20 protein-coding genes are annotated in these 19,147 nt (G+C 63.2%); 10 read left to right on the top strand and 10 right to left on the bottom strand.

Going from position 1 to position 19,147, the window contains the following annotated elements; translation table 11 throughout:
• Nucleotides 1-4 precede the first annotated feature (4 nt).
• From dapA to GLX_RS02865, 3 genes are all read right to left on the bottom strand, one after another.
• Nucleotides 5-883 (bottom strand): 4-hydroxy-tetrahydrodipicolinate synthase, encoded by an 879-nt coding sequence (gene dapA / locus GLX_RS02875; RefSeq protein WP_041247591.1) that lies wholly within the window; start codon nt 881-883, stop codon nt 5-7.
• 154 nt (nt 884-1,037) lie between these two features.
• Nucleotides 1,038-1,883 (bottom strand): prephenate dehydratase, encoded by an 846-nt coding sequence (locus GLX_RS02870; RefSeq protein ID WP_014104531.1) that lies wholly within the window; start codon nt 1,881-1,883, stop codon nt 1,038-1,040.
• Nucleotides 1,880-2,623: a 3-deoxy-manno-octulosonate cytidylyltransferase gene (locus GLX_RS02865; RefSeq protein WP_041247124.1), complete on the bottom strand. Its 744-nt coding sequence runs from the start codon at nt 2,621-2,623 to the stop codon at nt 1,880-1,882. The genes GLX_RS02870 and GLX_RS02865 overlap by 4 nt, the downstream gene beginning before the upstream one ends.
• A 144-nt stretch (nt 2,624-2,767) precedes the next feature.
• Between GLX_RS02865 and GLX_RS02860 the strand changes: the two genes are divergently transcribed.
• The 3 genes from GLX_RS02860 (at nt 2,768) to serA (ending at nt 5,445) form a co-directional block, all read left to right on the top strand.
• Entirely contained in the window at nt 2,768-3,271 is a 504-nt protein-coding gene (locus tag GLX_RS02860) for a c-type cytochrome (RefSeq protein ID WP_014104529.1), read from the top strand.
• Entirely contained in the window at nt 3,271-4,080 is an 810-nt protein-coding gene (locus GLX_RS02855) for an inositol monophosphatase family protein (protein ID WP_014104528.1), read from the top strand. Before GLX_RS02860 ends, GLX_RS02855 begins: the two co-directional genes overlap by 1 nt.
• A gap of 99 nt (nt 4,081-4,179) precedes the next feature.
• A complete protein-coding gene (serA, locus tag GLX_RS02850) occupies nt 4,180-5,445 on the top strand; it encodes a phosphoglycerate dehydrogenase (protein WP_014104527.1) in 1,266 nt (421 codons plus the stop codon).
• A gap of 200 nt (nt 5,446-5,645) precedes the next feature.
• On the opposite strand, the gene GLX_RS02845 is transcribed toward serA, so the two are convergent.
• A complete protein-coding gene (locus tag GLX_RS02845; RefSeq protein ID WP_014104526.1) occupies nt 5,646-5,972 on the bottom strand; it encodes a superinfection immunity protein in 327 nt (108 codons plus the stop codon).
• Nucleotides 5,973-6,122: 150 nt separating this feature from the next.
• On the opposite strand from GLX_RS02845, the gene GLX_RS02840 reads away from it, so the two are divergent.
• Nucleotides 6,123-6,629, top strand: coding sequence for a hypothetical protein (locus GLX_RS02840; protein WP_014104525.1), 507 nt, complete (start codon nt 6,123-6,125; stop codon nt 6,627-6,629).
• A gap of 16 nt (nt 6,630-6,645) precedes the next feature.
• On the opposite strand, the gene GLX_RS02835 is transcribed toward GLX_RS02840, so the two are convergent.
• A complete protein-coding gene (locus GLX_RS02835) occupies nt 6,646-8,007 on the bottom strand; it encodes an MATE family efflux transporter (protein WP_014104524.1) in 1,362 nt (453 codons plus the stop codon).
• A gap of 184 nt (nt 8,008-8,191) precedes the next feature.
• On the opposite strand from GLX_RS02835, the gene GLX_RS02825 reads away from it, so the two are divergent.
• The 3 genes from GLX_RS02825 (at nt 8,192) to GLX_RS02815 (ending at nt 12,199) form a co-directional block, all read left to right on the top strand.
• The gene (locus GLX_RS02825; RefSeq protein ID WP_041247122.1) at nt 8,192-9,337 is read left to right on the top strand and encodes a restriction endonuclease subunit S; all 1,146 of its coding nucleotides are present in this window, start codon (nt 8,192-8,194) and stop codon (nt 9,335-9,337) included.
• A gap of 183 nt (nt 9,338-9,520) precedes the next feature.
• Entirely contained in the window at nt 9,521-10,570 is a 1,050-nt protein-coding gene (locus GLX_RS02820; protein WP_041247121.1) for an AI-2E family transporter, read from the top strand.
• Nucleotides 10,571-10,573: 3 nt separating this feature from the next.
• Nucleotides 10,574-12,199, top strand: coding sequence for a class I SAM-dependent DNA methyltransferase (locus tag GLX_RS02815; RefSeq protein ID WP_014104521.1), 1,626 nt, complete (start codon nt 10,574-10,576; stop codon nt 12,197-12,199).
• On the opposite strand, the gene mtnK is transcribed toward GLX_RS02815, so the two are convergent.
• From mtnK to GLX_RS02800, 3 genes are all read right to left on the bottom strand, one after another.
• Nucleotides 12,196-13,443 carry an S-methyl-5-thioribose kinase gene (gene mtnK / locus GLX_RS02810; RefSeq protein WP_041247120.1) on the bottom strand — a complete coding sequence of 416 codons (1,248 nt, stop codon included), beginning with the start codon at nt 13,441-13,443 and terminating at the stop codon, nt 12,196-12,198. The two genes, GLX_RS02815 and mtnK, sit on opposite strands and share 4 nt — an antisense overlap.
• Before the next feature lie 78 nt (nt 13,444-13,521).
• On the bottom strand, nt 13,522-13,716 hold the full coding sequence (locus GLX_RS02805) for a hypothetical protein (protein ID WP_041247119.1): 195 nt from the start codon (nt 13,714-13,716) through the stop codon (nt 13,522-13,524).
• Nucleotides 13,717-13,739: 23 nt separating this feature from the next.
• Nucleotides 13,740-14,381, bottom strand: a complete 642-nt coding sequence (locus GLX_RS02800) for a hypothetical protein (protein ID WP_014104519.1) — start codon at nt 14,379-14,381, stop codon at nt 13,740-13,742.
• Between the two features lie 146 nt (nt 14,382-14,527).
• Here GLX_RS02800 and GLX_RS02795 point away from each other — a divergent pair, with 146 nt between their 5' ends.
• Nucleotides 14,528-14,977: a Fur family transcriptional regulator gene (locus tag GLX_RS02795; RefSeq protein ID WP_041247118.1), complete on the top strand. Its 450-nt coding sequence runs from the start codon at nt 14,528-14,530 to the stop codon at nt 14,975-14,977.
• Nucleotides 14,978-14,995: 18 nt separating this feature from the next.
• Here GLX_RS02795 and GLX_RS02790 read toward each other — a convergent pair whose 3' ends face one another.
• A complete protein-coding gene (locus GLX_RS02790) occupies nt 14,996-15,448 on the bottom strand; it encodes a hypothetical protein (RefSeq protein WP_014104517.1) in 453 nt (150 codons plus the stop codon).
• Nucleotides 15,449-15,618: 170 nt separating this feature from the next.
• On the opposite strand from GLX_RS02790, the gene pgm reads away from it, so the two are divergent.
• The gene (pgm, locus tag GLX_RS02785; protein ID WP_014104516.1) at nt 15,619-17,289 is read left to right on the top strand and encodes a phosphoglucomutase (alpha-D-glucose-1,6-bisphosphate-dependent); all 1,671 of its coding nucleotides are present in this window, start codon (nt 15,619-15,621) and stop codon (nt 17,287-17,289) included.
• 71 nt (nt 17,290-17,360) lie between these two features.
• Here the strand turns inward: pgm and GLX_RS02780 are convergent, their stop codons facing one another.
• A complete protein-coding gene (locus GLX_RS02780; RefSeq protein ID WP_014104515.1) occupies nt 17,361-17,855 on the bottom strand; it encodes a YaiI/YqxD family protein in 495 nt (164 codons plus the stop codon).
• A gap of 237 nt (nt 17,856-18,092) precedes the next feature.
• On the opposite strand from GLX_RS02780, the gene GLX_RS02775 reads away from it, so the two are divergent.
• Entirely contained in the window at nt 18,093-19,061 is a 969-nt protein-coding gene (locus tag GLX_RS02775) for an MBL fold metallo-hydrolase (RefSeq protein WP_231850390.1), read from the top strand.
• Nucleotides 19,062-19,147 lie beyond the last annotated feature (86 nt).

Here is a 19,147-nt window from a genome sequence, read left to right as displayed (position 1 = left end):
GTGCCTAACCTAGCAGCCCGACGGCATCGAGTGCTGCCTTGACCTGCGTGCGGCCCGCGTCGCTCAGGGGGGCAAGCGGCAGGCGGCAGGTCTCGCCCATCAGGCCCAGCACGCTGGCTGCGAATTTTACGGGTACGGGGTTGCTTTCACAAAATAGGGCATCATGCAGCGGCAACAGACGGTCCTGCAGTTCCATGGCGTTCATCACGTTGCCATCTACCCAACTCTGCTGCGCCTGTGCGCACAGGGCGGGTGCGACATTGGCGGTTACGCTGATGCAGCCATCGCCGCCAGCGGCCAGGAAGGATACGGCTGTCCCGTCCTCGCCCGAGATCTGGTTGAACGGCTTTTTCACTGCCCGGCGAACCTGCAGTGGGCGCATGAGGTTAGTGGTGGAATCCTTTACCCCAATGATGTTGGGATGCTGGGCCAGACGGGCCATCGTCTCGACTGATATGTCGATGATCGAACGCCCGGGAATATTGTACAGGATGATGGGAATGCTGATCGCATCCGCAATGGCCATGAAATGGCGGTACACCCCTTCCTGTGTCGGCTTGTTATAATAAGGCGTGACCACAAGCACGGCGGAAGCGCCTGCGCGCTCGGCCTGCTGGGCCAGGGCCACGGCCTCGGCCGTGCTGTTGGAGCCGGCACCCGCGATGACCGGTACCCTTCCGGCTGCGGATTTGATGGTGAACTCGACGACCTTTGCGTGTTCATCATGCGTAAGCGTCGGGCTCTCGCCCGTGGTACCGACCGGCACCACGGCAGCGGTACCCTGCTGGATCTGCCAGTCGATGAAGCGGCCCATGGAGGGCAGATCCAGCGATCCATCCTTATTCATGGGGGTAAGAAGGGCGGTAATGGAACCCTTGAACATGGTTGTTTCCACCTGGATCCTGTGTCTCGGCTATGCGGGCGCCACCGGGCGGGCGCCTGCGCGGTATGATCTGGCTGCCCTGTGCGCTGCACGCACTATACAGGCAATACCCCGTGGGGGGCAAAACATGCTGACAGTCTGTGGCACCCGGCACTCATGTCTGGCGACGGAAGGGAGAGGCATGATAGACGCCCAGGATCTCCTGCTGCTGTACAAAGAAGGAGAGTTCCCGCAGGGCTTGTGCCAGCGGGGGAGCTTCAGGGTGCCCTTCCACATCCAGCAGGAACTGCGTGGCGGAGAAGGAGCCTTCCAGCATGTAGCTTTCCAGCCGCGTCATGTTCACGCCCGTGGTGGCAAAGCCGCCCAGCGCCTTGTACAGCGCGCCGGCATGGTTGTTGAGGCGGAAAAGCAGTGTGGTCATGTAGCCCGGCCCTGCCGGTGGCAACATTGCGGGCCTGCGTGAGGCGATATAGAAGCGCGTGGTGTTATGGGAAGCATCTTCCACATTGCGACGCAGGATTTCCAGCCCGTTCAACTCGGCCGCAAGAGCGGATGCTACGGCCACATCTTCCCTGCGCCCCCATCCGCGCACCATTTCGGCCGCCCCTGCGGTATCGAATTCCACTACGGGTTCCAGCCCCAGTTCGCCAATCACGTCGCGTATCTGTGCCATGGCCACCGGGTGGGTATGTACCCGCCTGGCATCAGCCAGCGTGCTGCCCGGTATGCCCATCAGGCAGTGTTCCACGCGCTGGAAATGTTCCCCCACAATGAACAGCCCCGCCTGCGGCAGCAGGGCATGGATATCGGGCACCCGGCCTGCCAGGCTGTTTTCGCATGCCAGCATGGCTTCGTCGGCCAGGCCATCATGCACGGCACCTATGGCCTGCGCAAAGGTCTGGCATGGTAGGGTGGTCCAGCCCGGTCGCGCGGTGCGGCATGCCAGGTCCGAATAGGCGCCCGGACGGCCCTGGAAGGCTATGATGCCCTGGGCGCTCATGCCATTGTTCCCATCGCCATGCGTGCGCGCTCAAGGTCAGCGGGCGTATCTACGCCAAAAGGGGCGGTCTCGATGCGCGCGCAGCCTATGGTCATGCCGGCTTCCAGCGCACGCAGCTGCTCCAGCTTCTCGCGCTTTTCCAGCCCGCTTTCGGGCAGGCTGACAAAACGGGCCAGTGCCGCGCGGCGATAGGCATAAATGCCCACATGATGCCACAGCGGCCCCTGCCCCCATGGTATGGGCAGGCGGGAGAAATACAGCGCGCGTGTCACGTCATTATCCCCTTCGGCTGCAAGGCTGCATGCAACCTTGACCACCGATGGCGCTTCGGCTTCTGCCCTGTCGCGCACCGGGGCGACAAGGGTTGCGATATCGGTCGTGCCATCGGCCAGCGGGCGCAGCACGGCACGCAGGCACGCAGGCTCCACTCCCGGCAGGTCACCCTGCAGGTTGATGATGGTGTCATGCTTTCCCGCCGGATCCAGTCGACACAGGGCCTGCCAGATCCTGTCGGAACCCGATGGCAGGCTGGCATCGGTCAGTATGGCGGTGCCGCCCGCGCGTTCCACGACTTCGGCAATTTCGGCCTCTGCTGTGGCAACGGCCACGGGGCCGATTGCGGCCGCCTGTGCGCGTTGCAGCACATGCACGATCATGGGACGGCCGGCAATGTCGGCAAGGGGTTTGCCCGGCAGGCGGGTCGAGGCCATGCGGGCGGGAATCAGAACAATGGGGTTCATGGGATCTGGGTCTGGGCCATCCATAATCTGTCGCGGTGGCAGGGCCGCCGCCGTCGCGCGCCCTGCATGCTTCACACAGGTCGCGCGGCAGTCTAGGTAAGGAGCGGTTTTCATGCAACCACGGCAAACAAGGGGCAGCGTTCCATGGATAGCGTAAAGCTCAACCAGATCGGGGTGGCCTGCCTCATCGCGGCATTGGCGGTGGGTGCGGGCTGGGGGATCGCCCATACGGCGGTGCCCGAACCCCTGCCTGCCCGGCCGGGTGTTGCCATACCCCACCCTGTCGCCCCATCGGGCGCTTCCATTGATGACCTGGTGGCCAAGGCTAGCGTGGACAAAGGCCGTGCCATTGCCGAACGGCAATGCGCGATGTGCCATAGCCTGGCCCCCGGTGGCCCCTCCATCATCGGGCCGAACCTGTTTGGCGTGACGGGCACGCATATAGGCGACATACCGGGCTATGATTTCTCGGATGCGCTCAGGGCGCACAAGGACGAGACGTGGACCAGTACCACGCTGTCCAACTGGTTGAAGGGGCCGGCGGATTACGCGCCCGGCACCAAGATGTCCTTTCCCGGCATTGCATCCGATACCGATCGGGCTGATGTCATCGCCTATCTGCGCAGCCTACAGCCGGAGACGCCGTAATGACCGCCCTTCCCCCCGATTTCCCGCGTGATGCGGTGCTTGAGGCCGCCATGGCCGCAGCCGATGTGGCGCGCAGTGTCGTGCTGCCCTTCTTCCGTCGGGGCGTGCGCGCGGATGACAAGGGTGATGCCAGCCCCGTCACCATGGCCGACCGCACGGCCGAGCGTACGATTCGGGCCGTCCTGTCCGAACGCTTGCCCGGTTTTGGCCTGATGGGAGAGGAATTCGGGCTGGAGGGCGCCGACAGTCCTTATCGCTGGGTAATCGACCCGATTGACGGCACGCGCGCCTTCATTACCGGCAGGCCCACCTTCGGCACGCTGATCGCCCTGCTGCACAACGATGTGCCGCTTCTGGGTCTGATTGACCAGCCGGTCACGGGCGAGCGGTGGGTCGGCCTGCGTGGCGCGCCCACGCGCTACCTGTCCACCCTGCCCGGCACGCCTGCCACACGGACTTGCGCGCACGTGGCAGCGGCCGAACTGTCCTGCACGGCACCGGAAATACTTGATGCGCCGCACCGACCCGGCTTTGAGTCTTTGGCGCGCGCGGTAAAGCGTACGAGCTGGGGGGGAGACTGCTACGCCTATGGCCTGCTGGCGCTGGGGCAGATCGACATCATTGCCGAATGTACCATGAAGATATGGGACTGGGCCGCCCTTGTGCCGATCGTGGAAGGGGCTGGCGGGCGTATGACCGACTGGTCGGGCCGTCCCCTGCGCGCCGATGGTGATGGCACGGTGCTGGCAGTGGGTGATGGCTGCCTGCTGCCCTCCGTTACGGCCCTGCTGTCCATGCCCGCCATATAGGCGCGGTGCGGCAATCTGCATCTTTCCCCCTAGCGGGCGGGCGGCCAATCGGATAGGGACGACCCACCGTACAAGTGTACCAGCGCGGGAGCACGTGACATGACCAGCCAACCAAACGGCCACCTTTCCCTTCCCAAGGACAAGATCCGCATCCTGCTGCTTGAGGGCATACATGACAGTGCCATCAACCTGCTGAAGGATAACGGGTACGAAAACGTAACCCGCCTGAAGACCGCCCTGGAGGGCGAAGCGCTGGAAAAGGCGCTTGAAGGCGTGCACATTGTTGGTATCCGTTCACGCACACAGCTTACGCGTGAGGTGATTGAAAAGGCGGACCGCCTGATCGCCATCGGCTGCTTCTGCATCGGCACCAACCAGGTGGACCTGGGTGCCGCACGTGAAGCCGGTATCCCGGTCTTCAACGCACCGTACAGCAACACCCGCTCCGTTGCCGAACTGGTGATGGGCGAGATCGTGATGCTGATGCGCCGTATCTTCCCCAAGTCGGAAGAATGCAATGCCGGCATCTGGAAAAAATCCGCCACCAACAGCTGGGAAGTGCGCGGCAAGACGCTGGGCATCGTGGGCTATGGCTCCATCGGCTCGCAGCTTTCCGTGCTGGCCGAAGCCTTTGGCATGCGCGTGTTCTACTATGACGTGATTGATAAGCTGGTGCATGGCAACGCCTCCCCGGTCGATACGCTGGAGCACCTGCTGGCCCAGAGCGATGTCGTCAGTCTGCACGTACCCCAGACCCCCGAGACCGCAGGCATGATTGGCGAGGCCCAGATCCGCGCAATGAAGAAGGGTTCCTTCCTCATCAACAACGCGCGCGGCAATGTGGTTGACCTCGATGCGCTGGCCGCCGCCCTGAAGGATGGTCACCTGCTTGGCGCTGCGATCGACGTGTTCCCCAAGGAACCCAAGCAGGCGGGCGAAGCACTGGAAACCCCGCTGCGCGGCCTGGACAACGTAATCCTGACGCCGCATATCGGCGGTTCCACGGCAGAAGCGCAGGAGCGCATTGGCGTGGAAGTGGCGCGCAAGCTGGTGGAATATTCCGATATTGGCTCCACGTTGGGCGCAGTCAATTTTCCGACCGTGCAACTGCCTGAAAACCCGCATGGCACGCGTTTTATGCATGTGCACCACAACGTGCCGGGCATCATGCTGAAGATCAATGAGATCTTTTCCTCCGAAGCCTGCAACGTGACCGCGCAGTACCTGCAGACGGCGGGGGAACTGGGTTATGTGGTGGTCGAGGCCGATACCGGCCGCGATGTGGAAAAGGACAACCGCATTCTTGATAGCCTGCGGGCACTCAAGGGCACGCTGCGTGCCCGCCTGCTTTACAAGCAGCAGTAAGTAACGCGCTCTTCGCATTGTTCATGAACGGGGGCATGCCGCAGGGTGTGTCCCTGTTTTCATATCCGTTCTTAAAAAACGGAAGTTTTTGGTGAAGCTTTTTTCAAAAAGCTTAAAAGAACATCACCTTTTTGAAAAAAAAGGCGACATATAGACACTTTTATTCTTTTTTTATCAGGGTGTTGTCTGGACCCTCCCTTTCAGGGCACGGTCAGAAATGTCGCCTGTTCCGCCCGGCGCAGGCGAGCATGCCGACGGGCGTCGGTTTCCATGACGCAGGCCATGACCAGGGCAACGACCCAGCCGATACCGGTCATGCCCAACGTGCAGTTCACTACCGCCACCACCGCCGCGTTGTGCACCCCGCGCTGACAGGCAATAAAGATGGGCAGCAGGAAGGCAAGCAGGCCAAGCATGAACGCCATGCTCAGCCCCAGCAGGAGTGCTGTGCCGATTTCAAGCCCGCTGCCCTGCACGGACTGCCAGCCGCGGTAAATCTCATAGGTGGTGGGAACATGGATATTCATGGCGTTTCGTGTTAATCCTTAACACAGGCGTGCTGAGCGGGCACATGGCGCGCTGGGTTCCGGCTTGCGGCCTGCATATGCTGGAAATGGCCAACCTATCAGGATTTTCTACCGTGCGCAGTCTTATCGACCCATGTTGGGGGGCAACCTGTGATCTGGGGTGATTTCCAGGCGGTCATCCAGCTTTCGGCGGGATTGAATGTCGCCATTCTCAGCTTTGTCGACATCAGCCTACCCGCTATCAAGGAACGTCGGCGTGTCTTTTCCAAGGCCAGGCAGGAACTTGAACTGCATCGCGGCGGCACCGAGCACCAGCACCCCGACGATGCCGCGGACTACGCGGCTGCCGTGCAGGAAATGGACCGCAAGCTGTTCATGCTGTGGCAGGAATCCTCCACCTTCATCCGCGAGGAAGAATCCCTCATCCGCTCCACCGGCGTGCTGGGCGTATTTGGCGCGGTGCTCAGTCTGGGGCTTCTATGGTATTCGGCCGAGCATTACGGGGGCACCATATCGCTCATGGGCCGGGTGCTGATTATCCTGTCTTTCTGCTCGCTGCTCGGCGCATTCATGATCAATTTCATGACCGCCTCGCAGGCGGGTGTCTTTACCAAGAAGTGCAACAGCATCCGTGAGGAAATGCACAAGCGCCTGTAGGCTGCGCGGTGTCTGCCTATCCCGCCGCCTGCCGCCTGCGCAGCCGCCACAGGATGCGCGCGCATAGCAGTACGGACACGCATGCCAGCCCGATCCCATTGCCACACCACAGCCCCCATGCCCCCGTGCCATGATGAAAGGCCAGGTACAGCCCGGCTGGAAAGCCGATGCCCCAGTACCCGGCAACAGCCACCACCATGGGAATGGTGGTATCCCCCTGCCCGCGTAGCACGCCGGTGGCTATGGCCTGTATGGCATCGGGTAGCTGTATGGCCGCGCCTACCAGCAGCACGCCCAGCGCGATCTGGATCGCCTGTGCATTCTCGGGCAGCGCCGTATCAAGGTAAAAACCGATGATGGCATGCCGACCCAGCGCCAGCAGCAGGGTTGCGGCCCCCCCCAATACAAGGCCCAGCACCATGCCGGCACCTGCGGCACGGCGTATCATGGCGGGGTTGTCCTGCCCGGTCCAGTAACCCACACGTATGTTGCACGCCTGTCCCAGCGCGATGTACAGCGTGAACGACTGCATGCCGATCCCGAGCATGATCTGGAATGCGGCCAGCGCGTTGCTGCCCAGGGTCGCGGCTTCCAGGCTGTTGGTCTGGAAAAGTGTCACCTCCGCCATGGCGCTTGCCAGCATGGGTAGCCCGGTGCGCAGCAGGGCCAGCGTATGCCCCCAGTCATGCGCGCGCGGGCACAGGCCGTGGCGCAGTTCGGGCCTGCGCCCCGCAAGCCAGAGCAGGGCTATGGGCATGCACCATAGTGTAAGCACGGTTGCGATGGCCGAACCGTGCAGCCCCAGTGCGGGCAGCCCGAGCCAGCCATGGATCAGTGCTGCGTTCAGTATCCCGTTGGCCACCATGATGCAGGGCATGACACGCATGAGGATGCCCTGCGCGCCCATGACCGGCAGGGCAGTGGACAGGATGCCCTGCCCCATCAGCGCGGGGGGGGCTGCCCACATCAGGATATGCACGAAATCCGTAACCGGCGCGCGGATGGCCATGGGTTCACCCAGCCATGCCAGCAGCCGGTCCACATGGTAAAGGCAGAACAGTTCCGGCACGCACAGCACGCCTGCCACCACCAGCATGGAGGTCATGATACCGCCCAGGCTGGCATGGTCTTCCCGCCCGCGCGCCTGGGCCAGCAGGATGCCCCCGGCCTCGATCATGGCGGCAAGGATGGCGTTGAGCGTGAAGAACGTGCCCGTGGCAAGTCCGCCCACCGCCAGTGCCTGCGCCCCGATGCCACCCAGCAGCACGTTATCGGTCAGCCCCATCAGCATCTGTGCGAACTGCGAAAGGCCCATTGGCCCGGCTATGGCAAGGATAGCGCGGAATTCCGTACCAAATGGTCTGTCTGGACGTGTCATGAAACCCTTTGATCATCCATGGCGCCGCATGGCCATGTCCCGTACCCGCAGGCCGTGCGGGCCCATCAAGCTCTATACCAGCAGGCGGCGGACTGCCAGTACGCACCGGACCTGATTGACATTGAACCCTTTTTGTCGCCACCACTGTCCAATGCACGAACACGGTGGCAGGCAGCCGACAGGGGTGGCGCCATGGCCATGCGTGCCGCTGGGCGCGCTGGTTGACTGTCTGGATGCCCGGCGCATCCCGCTCAGCCGCGCCCGGCGCGCGGGCTGTCCGGGCAGTGTGCCCTATCATGGCGCCAGCGGGGTGGTGGGGCATGTGGACCGCGCCCTGTTTGATGGTCCCCTCGTACTGCTGGGGGAGGATTGCGCCCCCTTCCTTAACCCTGTGCGTGATGTGGCGTTTTTCCATGACGGTCCGCTCTGGGCGGGCAATCATGTACATGTGCTGCGCCCGCGTGCGGGTGTGGATGGGCGCTTTGTGGCCCATGCGCTCAACACCATCGCCTATGGCGGGTATGTGGAGGGGACGACACGCCCCAAGCTTGTGCGCGCGCGCATGAACAGCCTGCCCGTTCCCTGCCCGCCGCTGGACAGTCAGCGCCGCATTGCGCGGGAACTCGATGGGGCGCTGGAACGGATTGACTGCCAGTTGCATGAACTGTCGGTGCAAAGGGTGCTCCTGCGCGAGCAGGCCGATGCGGCCCTGTGGCATGCCGTGCAGCCCGGCCACGGCCATACGGCCCGGTTGCTGGGCAGTTTATTCGACATTGTGGGCGGTGGCACGCCCCCTACGGACCAAGACCCTTTGTGGGGCGGGGACATCCCCTGGATTACGCCTGCCGACCTGCCCGCAGGCCCCCCCACCTGGCTGTACCATGGCGCGCGCAGCCTGAGTGCGGCGGGGCTTGCCGCCTGCCGGGCAACGCTTGTGCCGCCGGGCGCGCTGGTGGTCTCCACCCGCGCACCGGTTGGCCGGGTGGGCATGCTGCGGGGTGCCGTATCGGTCAGCCAGGGATGCAAGGCGCTGGTACCGCGCGGGGCGGATGTGGCGTTGGATTATGCGGCCCTGCTCCTGCGTGCCCATGCGCCTATCCTGCGCCAGCGTGCGGGCGGCAGCGTGTTTGCGGAGGTGGATACGGCCACCCTTGCCTCGCTCGAACTGTCGCTGCCTCCCCTGCCCGCCCAGCATGCGGCGGCCCGGACGGCATGGGCCAGCCTGACACGCGTGGCAAAGTGCGAAGCGGCATGTGCGGCCATGGAGGTCACGCTGCGGGAATACCGCCCGGCCCTGCGCCGTGCATGGGTAAGCGGAATGCGCCCTTGAAACGGGTGTAGGCATACGGACATTCACCTGTTGGCAAGGCAGGTATGGCAGTGTCCATGGTGGCCACCTGTCGCGCTGCCGGGGTTCCATTATCACCCTTAGCGGGCGGGCGGTTTATGTTACATTGCATTGTGCGGGCATGTGGTGGCCCGGTACCCCAACAATCAGGACAGATCCCGCCCTATGGATGAAAACCGAAACCGGACCCAGTATATCGGCACCTTTATATTTGTATGTGCGGTGCTGCTGTTCTCCGCATGGATCGAACAGTCCTTTCTGTTCGCCTTTGTGTGGGGGGGTATCCTCAGCATCACCACCTATCCGCTCTATCGCAGGCTGGTTCAGCGCGGCATGGGCAACTGCATGGCGGCGGGACTGATCGCGGCGGGCATTTTCGCGCTGCTGGCGGTTCCCATGATCGCCATGGCGGTCCGGGCGGGGCTGGAACTGCCATCGCTCATGGCATGGGGGCGCGGCGCGCTGCATGATGGCATTCCGCTCTCGCCACAAGTGGCGGAAATTCCGCGCATCGGCCCGCGTCTGGCCGGGTTGTGGCAACATTACCTGTCCGACCCTGCGGAACTGCGCCACTGGACCAGCGTCGCCTCGCGCATGTTCGCTACGGGTGACGGGCGGGAACTGCCGCACCGCCTGATGGAAATGACCGAGACCTTCGTCATCGCCACCCTGTCGGTCTATTTCTACCTTGCCGCCTCACGCACACTCCAGACCGATATCCGTGCCGTGGGTAGCCGTTTTCTGGGCACGCGCGCGCGTGACGTGATCCGCAATACCGTGGGCGCCGTACGTGGCACGGTGGCGGGACTGGTGCTGGTGGGGCTGGGCCAGGGTGTGCTGGTGGGGATCGGCTATTTCATCGCGGGTACTCCCCACCCCGCGCTGCTTACGCTGCTTACGGCGGTGGTGAGCATCATCCCCTTCTGTGGGCCGATCCTGCTATGCGCCACCGTGCTCATGACCTTTGCCGCCAATGGCGTGACGCAGGCGGTGATCGTGACCGTGATCGGCAGCATCGCCTATGGCGCGGGGGACCATTTTGTCCGACCCAAGCTGATCAGCGGCAGTACCAGCATTCCCTTCCTTGCGGTGCTTACCGCCATTCTGGGTGGCCTGCACATGTTCGGCCTGCTGGGGCTGTTTATTGGTCCGACGGTGATTGCGGTCGCGCTTTCGCTGTGGCGCACGGCAGCGGCGGAAGAGCAGGCCCGTTAGGGCGTGCTGTCCGCTCCCGCCATCTGGCGCATTGCCGAACGGCTGCGCGGTGTGGTGCCGCCTGGTGAATACGGGTCGGTCATACTGGCCTTTACCGTATTGCGCCGACTGGAACTGGCACGCGGGCGCCCGGTGGCGGCCCTGGCCGCAGTGGCGCGGGCCGCCAGCCCGCAGGCCCGGCTGGAAACACTGATTGCACGCCTGCCCGCACCGGTACGCGGGATGATGACACGGATGGAGATGGACCTGATCGCCCCCCGTCTGGCACGGGCGGGCGTGCTGGGAGATGTGGCGGCGCATTTTGCGGCACTCGACCTGTCCCCGGCGCTATACGGCACCCAGGACATGGCCCGGCTGTTCGAGGAACTGGTCCATCATTTTGACAGCAGCGAGGACACCGGCGCGCATTATACCCCGCCCGAGGTGTGCGACCTCATGACCGATCTCGTCTTTGCGCCCGATGGTGCGGGCACGGGGCATGCGCTTTATGATCCGGCGGTGGGTACTGGTGCGCTGCTGGGGCGTGCGGCGGACCGGTTGGCCGCGCGTGGCGTGATGGTGGATCTGTTCGGTCAGGAAATCAGCCCGCGTGCCTGCGCCATATGTCAGGCGGACATGCTGCTGCGCGGGCGTAACCCGGCCCATATCCAGCCCGGCAACACGCTGGCGGCGGACCATCACAGCCGCCGCCGGTTTGCCCGCATGCTGGCGAATCCCCCCTTCGGGCAGGAGTGGCGCGGCATTCGCCCGGCCATTCAGGCCGAACATGCCGCAGGTGCGGCCGGGCGCTTCGCCGCTGGTCTGCCGCGGGTGGCGGATGGGTCCATGCTGTTTCTGCAGCACCTGCTGGCCAAGATGCGAAAGCCCGTACACGGTGGCGCGCGGGTCGGTATGGTCACGCATGGCGCGGCACTGGGTGGTGGAGGCGCGGAATCAGGTGAATCCGCCATCCGCCGCCATCTGGTGGACCATGACCTGATTGATACCCTCATCGCCTTGCCGCCAGACATGTTTGTCAATACCGGCATCGCGACCTATGTGTGGATTCTGGATAACTGCAAACCTGCGGGGCGGCAGGGCATGGTGCGGCTGGTTGATGCGACGGGCCTGTGGCAACGCTGCCCGCGCAGCAGTGGCGAGAAGCGGCGCGAGATGACGCAGGCGCATATCGCGGCCGTGGTGCAGGCTGGTACGGCGGGCCATGATATGGACCTGATCGTCCAGCCCGGCGCGGAGGGCGCGGCCGCAGGCTGGCATGCCGTGACCCATGATGGGTCGGTGCGTATGGACGGGACATGCGCACTGCCCCTGTCGCGTAGCGTGAAGGGGGAGGATTTCCTCTATCACAGCCTGAGCGTGGAGCGCGCGGCAAACTGCGATGGCGCGCCCACCCGCCTTACCTTTACCGTGGATGGGGCGGATAACCCGCAGGCATGGTTTGCACGTATGATCCAGCCCTTCGACCCCACGGCCCGGCTGGACAGGACGCGCAGCACGACCGGGTGCGCCATATCGTTCGCGCGGTATTTTGGCGCGCCTTCCGCCCCGCGCGCGCTGCATGCGATCGAGGCGGACCTGCATCACTCCATGGCACGGCTGGCAGCGCTTGTGGAAAAGGGCGGGCGTTAACCGGAACCGAGTAGCCCCGTGCCGTCATGTTCGGCCAGATGGCGGAGGAAATCCGCCATCGTGCGGACCTGGTCCAGATGCTCAAGCACGTAATAGGCAAAGCCCAGCGCGCCCGCGCGGCAGGTTGCGCGCTGGTGGGAGGCGGCAATCGTATCGAAATCCGCCGTGTGGGCATAACCAATGATGCGGCGGATGATTTCCACCCCCGCAAAGCCGATGGTGTCGGCCATGATCTCATCCATGAAGCGCTGGCGGGCAACGTCTGCGGCCGGGCCATAGGCCAGCGGATGCAGCGTGCCCGGCGGGGGGGTATCATGACTGATCCACAATGCCAGGAATTCATCATGGAATCTGTGCCAGAATGCCGCGATGTCATGCAGCGTGGCCTGGCGTGCCGCCCTGTCTGGCGTGGCAAAGTAATGGAGCACGAGATTGCCGACAAACATGCCGCAATCAAACCCGATGGGACCATAGACCGCGAATTCGCCGTCGATCACGCGGGTATCGTCCGCCGTGCTCATGATCGAGCCGGTATGCAGGTCCCCATGCAGCAGCGCCTGCGGCTGAGAGAGGAAGCGACGGCGCAGGTTTTCCACCGCCAGCAGCGTCGCGGCACTGGATCGGATATCCAGCACGATAGGGGTCAGGGCCGGGTCGTGCCAGTGGTTGCGCGGGTGATCGCGGTAGGGATCATCCAGCACCAGGTCAAGCGTGATGCGGGTCAGGGCCAGGTTTGCAGCAAACAGGCGGCGGGCGGTAAACACATCCTCGAACGGGCGGGCCAGCAGCGAGGTGCCAAAGGTGGCATGGGCCACGAACGTGCCGATGCGGGGTGCGACCCCCGGCCAGTGCGCGCCCTGCATCAGCGCGGTGCGCAGCACGGTATGACCGGACAGGCTTTCCACGATCAGAACATACAGGTCCGGGTCATAATGCAGGAATTCAGTGGTTAGCCCGCCTGCCAGCGGCTGGATGGCGCGCAGCCATTCCGCTTCGAAAAACGTGCGGTCCAGCGGCATTTTCCATGACGGGTCCACGCGCACATGCGGCAGCGACTGCTTAAAGCAGACCTCGCCTGACGGGCCGCCCACCAGAAACACATTGTTGAGATTGCCGTCACTGACCTCACGCACCTGCCACTGCGTGGATGCGCCACCAAGCCGCGCTGCAATGGTGGGCAGGCTGGCGATCAGTGCGCGTATAGCTGTCGCATCAAGCGTGCGGTAGGCGGGGGTGGGTTCCATGCGGCGTTCCTCCAGTCGTGGCCGCGCAGGGCACGGACGGGGACAGGTTCGCGCGCAAAATGCTGGCATGCAATGCTTTTATGGCATGCCAGCCGGTGGTCCCGGCGCGGGTCTGCCCGTTTGCGCCCTGCAACCCTCATTAAAGTGATGGCGATGCAGGATGATCGCATCGGGTGCCACGCCTTCCTGCCAGGCGAGGATATCCAGCAGGTCAAGGAAGGCGTTTTCCATGAACAGCCGTGCGCTGCGCAGCGACAGGCGGGGCATGGCCATGGCGGCACGCCGACCCCGTGTGGTTACAGCCCCCCCGCATGCGAGAGCGTATGGCCCGGCCACATGATATGCGCATTGCCCATATCCGCATCATGCCATCGCATGGCGGCAAGGCAGCCAGCACCAATGGGCTGGTGATGGGCTGTGGCCACCCGCTGTAGCCGGTCCCCTTCCCTGCCCGGTATGGAAGGAGACGGGCGCAGGCGCGTTGACCGTGTGCGGGTCTGGGCCGCAGGCGTGCCGCCCCGGCGTGGTAGCCAGTAGCCTGCTCCGGCCATGCAGGCCCCGAGTTGGGTAATGGCGGCGGCAAAGGGGGAGAGGACATGATGATGGGTAAAGATGGGCCGCAGCGTGCGCCGCACCTCTGCCTCGCGCCCTTCCTGGGCCGCAGTGGCGGCGAGGAGGAAACGGTTTTCGGTGCCGGTCAGGCGGGTTGCGCTGCATATGCCTACATCCACCGGCTCACGCTGGTAGGCGCGCAGTCGGGCCAGCGCCATGTGGAAGGCCTCGACCACGGCGGCGAAATCCGCCCTGAAGCACGGCAGCGCCAGTCCGGGCATGCCTGCGCCCGTACTGTCACCGCCGTTAAGGCGGCGCACGCACCAGACCAGCAGGCGTTCGCTGCACGAAAGATCATTCATGAAAACGGTCGTGTCGGTCATCATCCGCTCGGGCCGTGGCGTGGCCCGCTCCTGTTGTGTCGGTCATTCCTTATTAATGAGAAAGATTATCATTTGCAACTAAAATCGCACGACAGGGCACATCTTCCCTACTGGACCGCGGCGGTCTGTCTGGCTTACGTTGCATGACGATGAAAGAGCCGAATTCCCCCGATTCCCCGCTGGCGGAACTGTGCCGCCAGCGCGGCCTGAAACTGACCGGCCAGCGCCGGACAATTGCCTTTGTCCTGTCTGATAGCGATGACCACCCGGATGTGGAGGAACTCTACCGCCGCGCGGTGGAAGTGGACCCACGCATTTCGATCGCCACCGTGTACCGTACCGTGCGCCTGTTCGAGGAAAACGGAATCCTCCAGCGTCGTGACTTTGGTGGCGGCCGTGCCCGTTATGAAGTGGCCGATGGCGACCATGGCGATCACTATCACCTGATTGATGCCGATAGCGGCAAGGTGATCGAGTTCGAGAATACCGAACTGGATTCCCTGCTGGCGGGAATCGTGCGCCAGATGGGTTACGACCTGGTCACCACCCGGCTTTCCGTTGTGGGGCGCCCCAAGGCAAAGAGCGGCCAACGCGAGTAAGGCGGACAGGCTGCGCGTTCAGGGCGTGTGCCCGGTTTCGGGTGCCAGCCAGTTCGGGTGGCGGCGTTCGATCCATTCCAGCATGCGCTCGCTCAGCCGGCGCAGCAGCGGAACGTCCTCCGCCAGCAAGATGATGCCCAGCGGCAGCATCCACAGCCCCAGTATGGGCAGGAAACTCAATACGCCGCCGATCATCAGCAGGCAGCCCAGCACAAGGCGCAGCCCTGCCCTGCCGGGTTGGAGTAGCCAGCGCATGGCCTGCTCGCCGCGCGCGGGTAGCCGCCTGAGCAGTCGCTCAAGCCGCCTGCGGCGCATGTGCTCGGCGCTGTTGTCTGAAGCCGTGGAAGGTGCTGGCAACATATCCATTCCCGTATGGTAGGTATTGCATCCGGCCTGCCGCAACCGGGGTGTCAGGTGCGGGTGGGGCTGGCTTATGAAAAAGGTGCCGAACTTGATATAGTTCAATGCCATTACCCTGATCCGCGCGCCAGTGTCCGGGTATGATGCTTTTTCCTTCCTGACTCGTGGGACGGCTCCGGCGGCGTGCAACCGTAGTTTGTAGCTGGACGGTCGATTTTCTGGCCTGTAAGGAAATTTGTCGGAATACGCGCTTTTTCATTATTACATTTCGGGAGCACTCAATGCCCAGCATAAGCCCGTTTGCCGGGAAGCCGGTCGATCCGGACCGCCTTGTCAATATCGATGCCCTGCTTGATGCATATTATACCCGCAAGCCTGACCCCACCATCGCCACGCAGCGGGTGGCCTTTGGCACATCGGGACATCGGGGTTCCTCGCTGAGCACCAGCTTCAATGAAGAGCATATCCTGGCCATCAGCCAGGCGATTGTCGATTACCGGAAGAACGCGGGCATCACCGGTCCGCTGTTCATCGGCATCGATACGCATGCCCTCTCCCGCCCTGCGCTGAAATCCGCGCTGGAAGTGTTTGCCGCAGCCGGGCTGGAAGTGCGTATTGATGCGAAGGATGGTTATACGCCAACCCCCGTCATCTCGCATGCCATCCTGACCTATAACCGTGACCGCAGCACGGATCTGGCCGATGGCGTGGTGATCACGCCATCGCACAACCCGCCCGAGGACGGGGGCTTCAAGTACAATCCCCCCCATGGCGGCCCGGCCGATACCGACATCACCAAGGTGGTTGAGGCAGCGGCGAATGATTTCATCAGCAAGAAGATGGCAGGCGTGAACCGCATCTCCTTCGAGGATGCGCTCAAGGCCCCCACCACGAAGCGCCATGACTATATCACCCCGTACGTGGATGACCTGGGTGCGGTGGTGGACATGGAGATCATCCGCCAGTCCGGCATTTCCATCGGGATCGACCCGCTGGGTGGGGCTGCGGTGGATTACTGGCAGCCGATCATCGACAAATACGGCATCAACGCTACCATCGTCAGCAAGGAAGTGGACCCCACCTTCCGTTTCATGACCGCTGACTGGGATGGTCAGATCCGCATGGACTGTTCTTCGCCCTACGCCATGGCGCGACTGGTCAGCATGAAGGACCGCTTCGACATCGCGTTTGCCAATGATACCGATGCGGACCGTCATGGCATCGTGTCGGGAAAATTCGGGCTGATGAACCCCAACCACTACCTTGCCACCGCCATTGAGTACCTGTTCAACAACCGTGATGTCTGGAACCCCGTCGCCGGTGTGGGCAAGACGGTGGTCAGCAGCAGCATGATCGACCGCGTGGCGAAGGAAATCGGCCGCAAGCTGGTGGAAGTGCCGGTGGGCTTCAAGTGGTTTGTTGACGGACTGTACAACGGCACGTTGGGCTTTGGCGGTGAGGAAAGCGCCGGTGCGTCCTTCCTGCGCCGTAATGGCACGGTATGGAGCACGGACAAGGATGGCATCATCCTTGGCCTGCTGGCAGCCGAGATCACTGCACGCACTGGCAAGACCCCCGGTGCCGCGTATGAAGCCATGACCCAGCGGCTTGGCACACCGTATTACGCGCGCATCGACGCCCCGGCCAACCCGGAGCAGAAGGCGCTGCTCAAGGCGCTCTCACCCGAGCAGATCGGCATGACCGAACTGGCTGGCGAGCCGATCGAGAGTACGCTGACCAATGCTCCGGGCAACGGGGCGGCCATTGGTGGGCTCAAGGTTTCGGCAAAGGATGGCTGGTTTGCCGCACGCCCCTCCGGCACGGAAAATGTCTATAAGATCTATGCCGAGAGCTTTAAGAGCGCCGCCCATCTCAAGGCTATCCAGACCGAAGCGCAGGATGCCATTTCCGCCCTGTTCGCCAAGGCGGACGCAGCGAAAAAGGTGGGCTGATCGCTCCTGCCCCCTACGATATGAAGCATGAGGCGCTGCCTGTCCCTTTTATTGGGGCAGGCAGCGTTTTTTTATGGGGTGGGCGGAATGAAAGGCAGTTTGCGCCCCAGTCCTGCCGCCTGCCTGCGTGCGCGCACCACGGCGGTATCAAGGGCTGAGAGGAAAGTTGAACGGTCCGCGCGGGTAAAGCCGCGACTGCCCTGGGTGATGGCCCCGGTATCGCGCAGGTCGGTCATGAGGTTGCGCACCGCCAGCGCCATGCCGATGGCGTTTTCATCCAATATGCGCCCGCGTGGGTCGAGCACGCACGCACCCTGCGCGACACAGCGCGCGGCCAGCGGAATATCGGCGGAAATCACAATGTCATGCGCGGCCACATTGTCGGCAATCCAGTCATCGGCTACGTCCATGCCCTGGGTTACTACCACGCGTTCGATCAGGGGCGTGTCGGGTATGGCCATCATGCTGTTGGATACGACAAAGGTGTGCAGCCTGTAGCGCAGGGCAACACGATAGGTCTCGTCACGCACGGGGCAGGCATCGGCATCAATGAAGATGCGGGTCATGGCGCGGCCCTTCCCTGTTGGCGGGTGCGGACGGACAGGTAACCTGTGGCGCGGAGACCGGGCGTGGATGGGTATGGGCACGCTGACATGCCCCCGTCCTATGCCGATACACAGTCTGCTGGCAAGTTTGTGGTGTGGGTATATTTTTTGTCGCAACGATACTGTCAGCCTCCATGCCGCAGGAAGGACCATCCCGTGCCACTATGCTCCGTAATACGTTCATGCCTGAAAATTTTTGTGGCCCTTGTGGTTGGTGCCTGCCCGCTGCGGGCCATGGCCGCGGGTTTCGATATTACGGTGTTGGGGGCGCGTGGCGGGCTGGAAGATGGCAACCTGAGTGCCTACATGGTTCACCCCATAGGAGATTCGCGCGCAGTCCTGTGTGATGCGGGCACCGTGCTGCACGGATTGCAGGTGGCGGACCAGCATGGCGCGCTGGATGATATCCGTATGCCGGCGAATGCGGTGGAAACCCGTCCGGGCTTTGTGCTGCACCATGCCATCCAGGCTTATCTGGTCAGTCACGCGCATATAGATCATGTGGCGGGTCTGGTGCTGGTTTCGCCTGATGATAGTCCTACGCCCATCTATGCCCTGCCTTCGGTCAACAGGGTCCTCTCGCGCGATCTGTTCAATGGGGCCGTATGGCCCAATATGGGCGACCGGGGCGCGCCCCCGCTGCTGGGGCTGTACCAGTATCAGGATCTTGTTCCGGGCCATGCGGTTGCGCTTGCGCATACGGGGTTGCGTGTTACCGCCTATCCGCTCAGCCACGGTAATGTGGAATCAACGGCATTCCTGCTCCAGTCCGGTTCCGATGCCATGCTCTATATGGGTGATACGGGGGCGGACGCGGTAGAACACGGTACCCGCCTGCATGCCCTGTGGCAGGCGGTGGCCCCGCTGGTGCGCAGGCACCGGTTGCGGGGGATCATCATTGAATGCTCGTATGATGACAGCAGGCCAGACAGCCAGCTATGGGGCCATCTTTCTCCGCATTTGCTTCTGAATGAACTGGCGGCGTTGCAGGGTATCGCCGGCACGCCGTTACGCGGCCTGCCGGTGCTTGTGGCGCATATCAAACCATCGCTGCGTAAGGGTGCCGACCCGGTTGCGCTCATCCCCGAGGCACTGCGCCGGGGCAACGCCATGGGCGTGAACTTCATCGTACCCGAACAGGGCATGCGCCTGCAGTGGCACAAATAGGGCAGGATACCGGTGGTATGATACGCCCACGCCATCTTTACGCGCGGGCTGGAACCATGCCTTGGCCTACCCCGTTCATCTCACGG

The organism is Komagataeibacter medellinensis NBRC 3288 (assembly GCF_000182745.2).
GTDB lineage: Bacteria > Pseudomonadota > Alphaproteobacteria > Acetobacterales > Acetobacteraceae > Komagataeibacter > Komagataeibacter medellinensis.
This window is presented reverse-complemented; position numbering and strand designations above follow the sequence as displayed.

Coding starts and splice junctions, on each gene's coding strand:
- dapA (WP_041247591.1), bottom strand. CDS start 883: ATGTTCAAGGGTTCCATTACCGCCCTTCTTACCCCCATGAATAAGGAT.
- GLX_RS02870 (WP_014104531.1), bottom strand. CDS start 1,883: ATGAGCGCCCAGGGCATCATAGCCTTCCAGGGCCGTCCGGGCGCCTAT.
- GLX_RS02865 (WP_041247124.1), bottom strand. CDS start 2,623: ATGAACCCCATTGTTCTGATTCCCGCCCGCATGGCCTCGACCCGCCTG.
- GLX_RS02860 (WP_014104529.1), top strand. CDS start 2,768: ATGGATAGCGTAAAGCTCAACCAGATCGGGGTGGCCTGCCTCATCGCG.
- GLX_RS02855 (WP_014104528.1), top strand. CDS start 3,271: ATGACCGCCCTTCCCCCCGATTTCCCGCGTGATGCGGTGCTTGAGGCC.
- serA (WP_014104527.1), top strand. CDS start 4,180: ATGACCAGCCAACCAAACGGCCACCTTTCCCTTCCCAAGGACAAGATC.
- GLX_RS02845 (WP_014104526.1), bottom strand. CDS start 5,972: ATGAATATCCATGTTCCCACCACCTATGAGATTTACCGCGGCTGGCAG.
- GLX_RS02835 (WP_014104524.1), bottom strand. CDS start 8,007: ATGACACGTCCAGACAGACCATTTGGTACGGAATTCCGCGCTATCCTT.
- GLX_RS02820 (WP_041247121.1), top strand. CDS start 9,521: ATGGATGAAAACCGAAACCGGACCCAGTATATCGGCACCTTTATATTT.
- mtnK (WP_041247120.1), bottom strand. CDS start 13,443: ATGGAACCCACCCCCGCCTACCGCACGCTTGATGCGACAGCTATACGC.
- GLX_RS02805 (WP_041247119.1), bottom strand. CDS start 13,716: ATGGCCATGCCCCGCCTGTCGCTGCGCAGCGCACGGCTGTTCATGGAA.
- GLX_RS02800 (WP_014104519.1), bottom strand. CDS start 14,381: ATGATGACCGACACGACCGTTTTCATGAATGATCTTTCGTGCAGCGAA.
- GLX_RS02795 (WP_041247118.1), top strand. CDS start 14,528: ATGAAAGAGCCGAATTCCCCCGATTCCCCGCTGGCGGAACTGTGCCGC.
- GLX_RS02790 (WP_014104517.1), bottom strand. CDS start 15,448: ATGGCATTGAACTATATCAAGTTCGGCACCTTTTTCATAAGCCAGCCC.
- pgm (WP_014104516.1), top strand. CDS start 15,619: ATGCCCAGCATAAGCCCGTTTGCCGGGAAGCCGGTCGATCCGGACCGC.
- GLX_RS02780 (WP_014104515.1), bottom strand. CDS start 17,855: ATGACCCGCATCTTCATTGATGCCGATGCCTGCCCCGTGCGTGACGAG.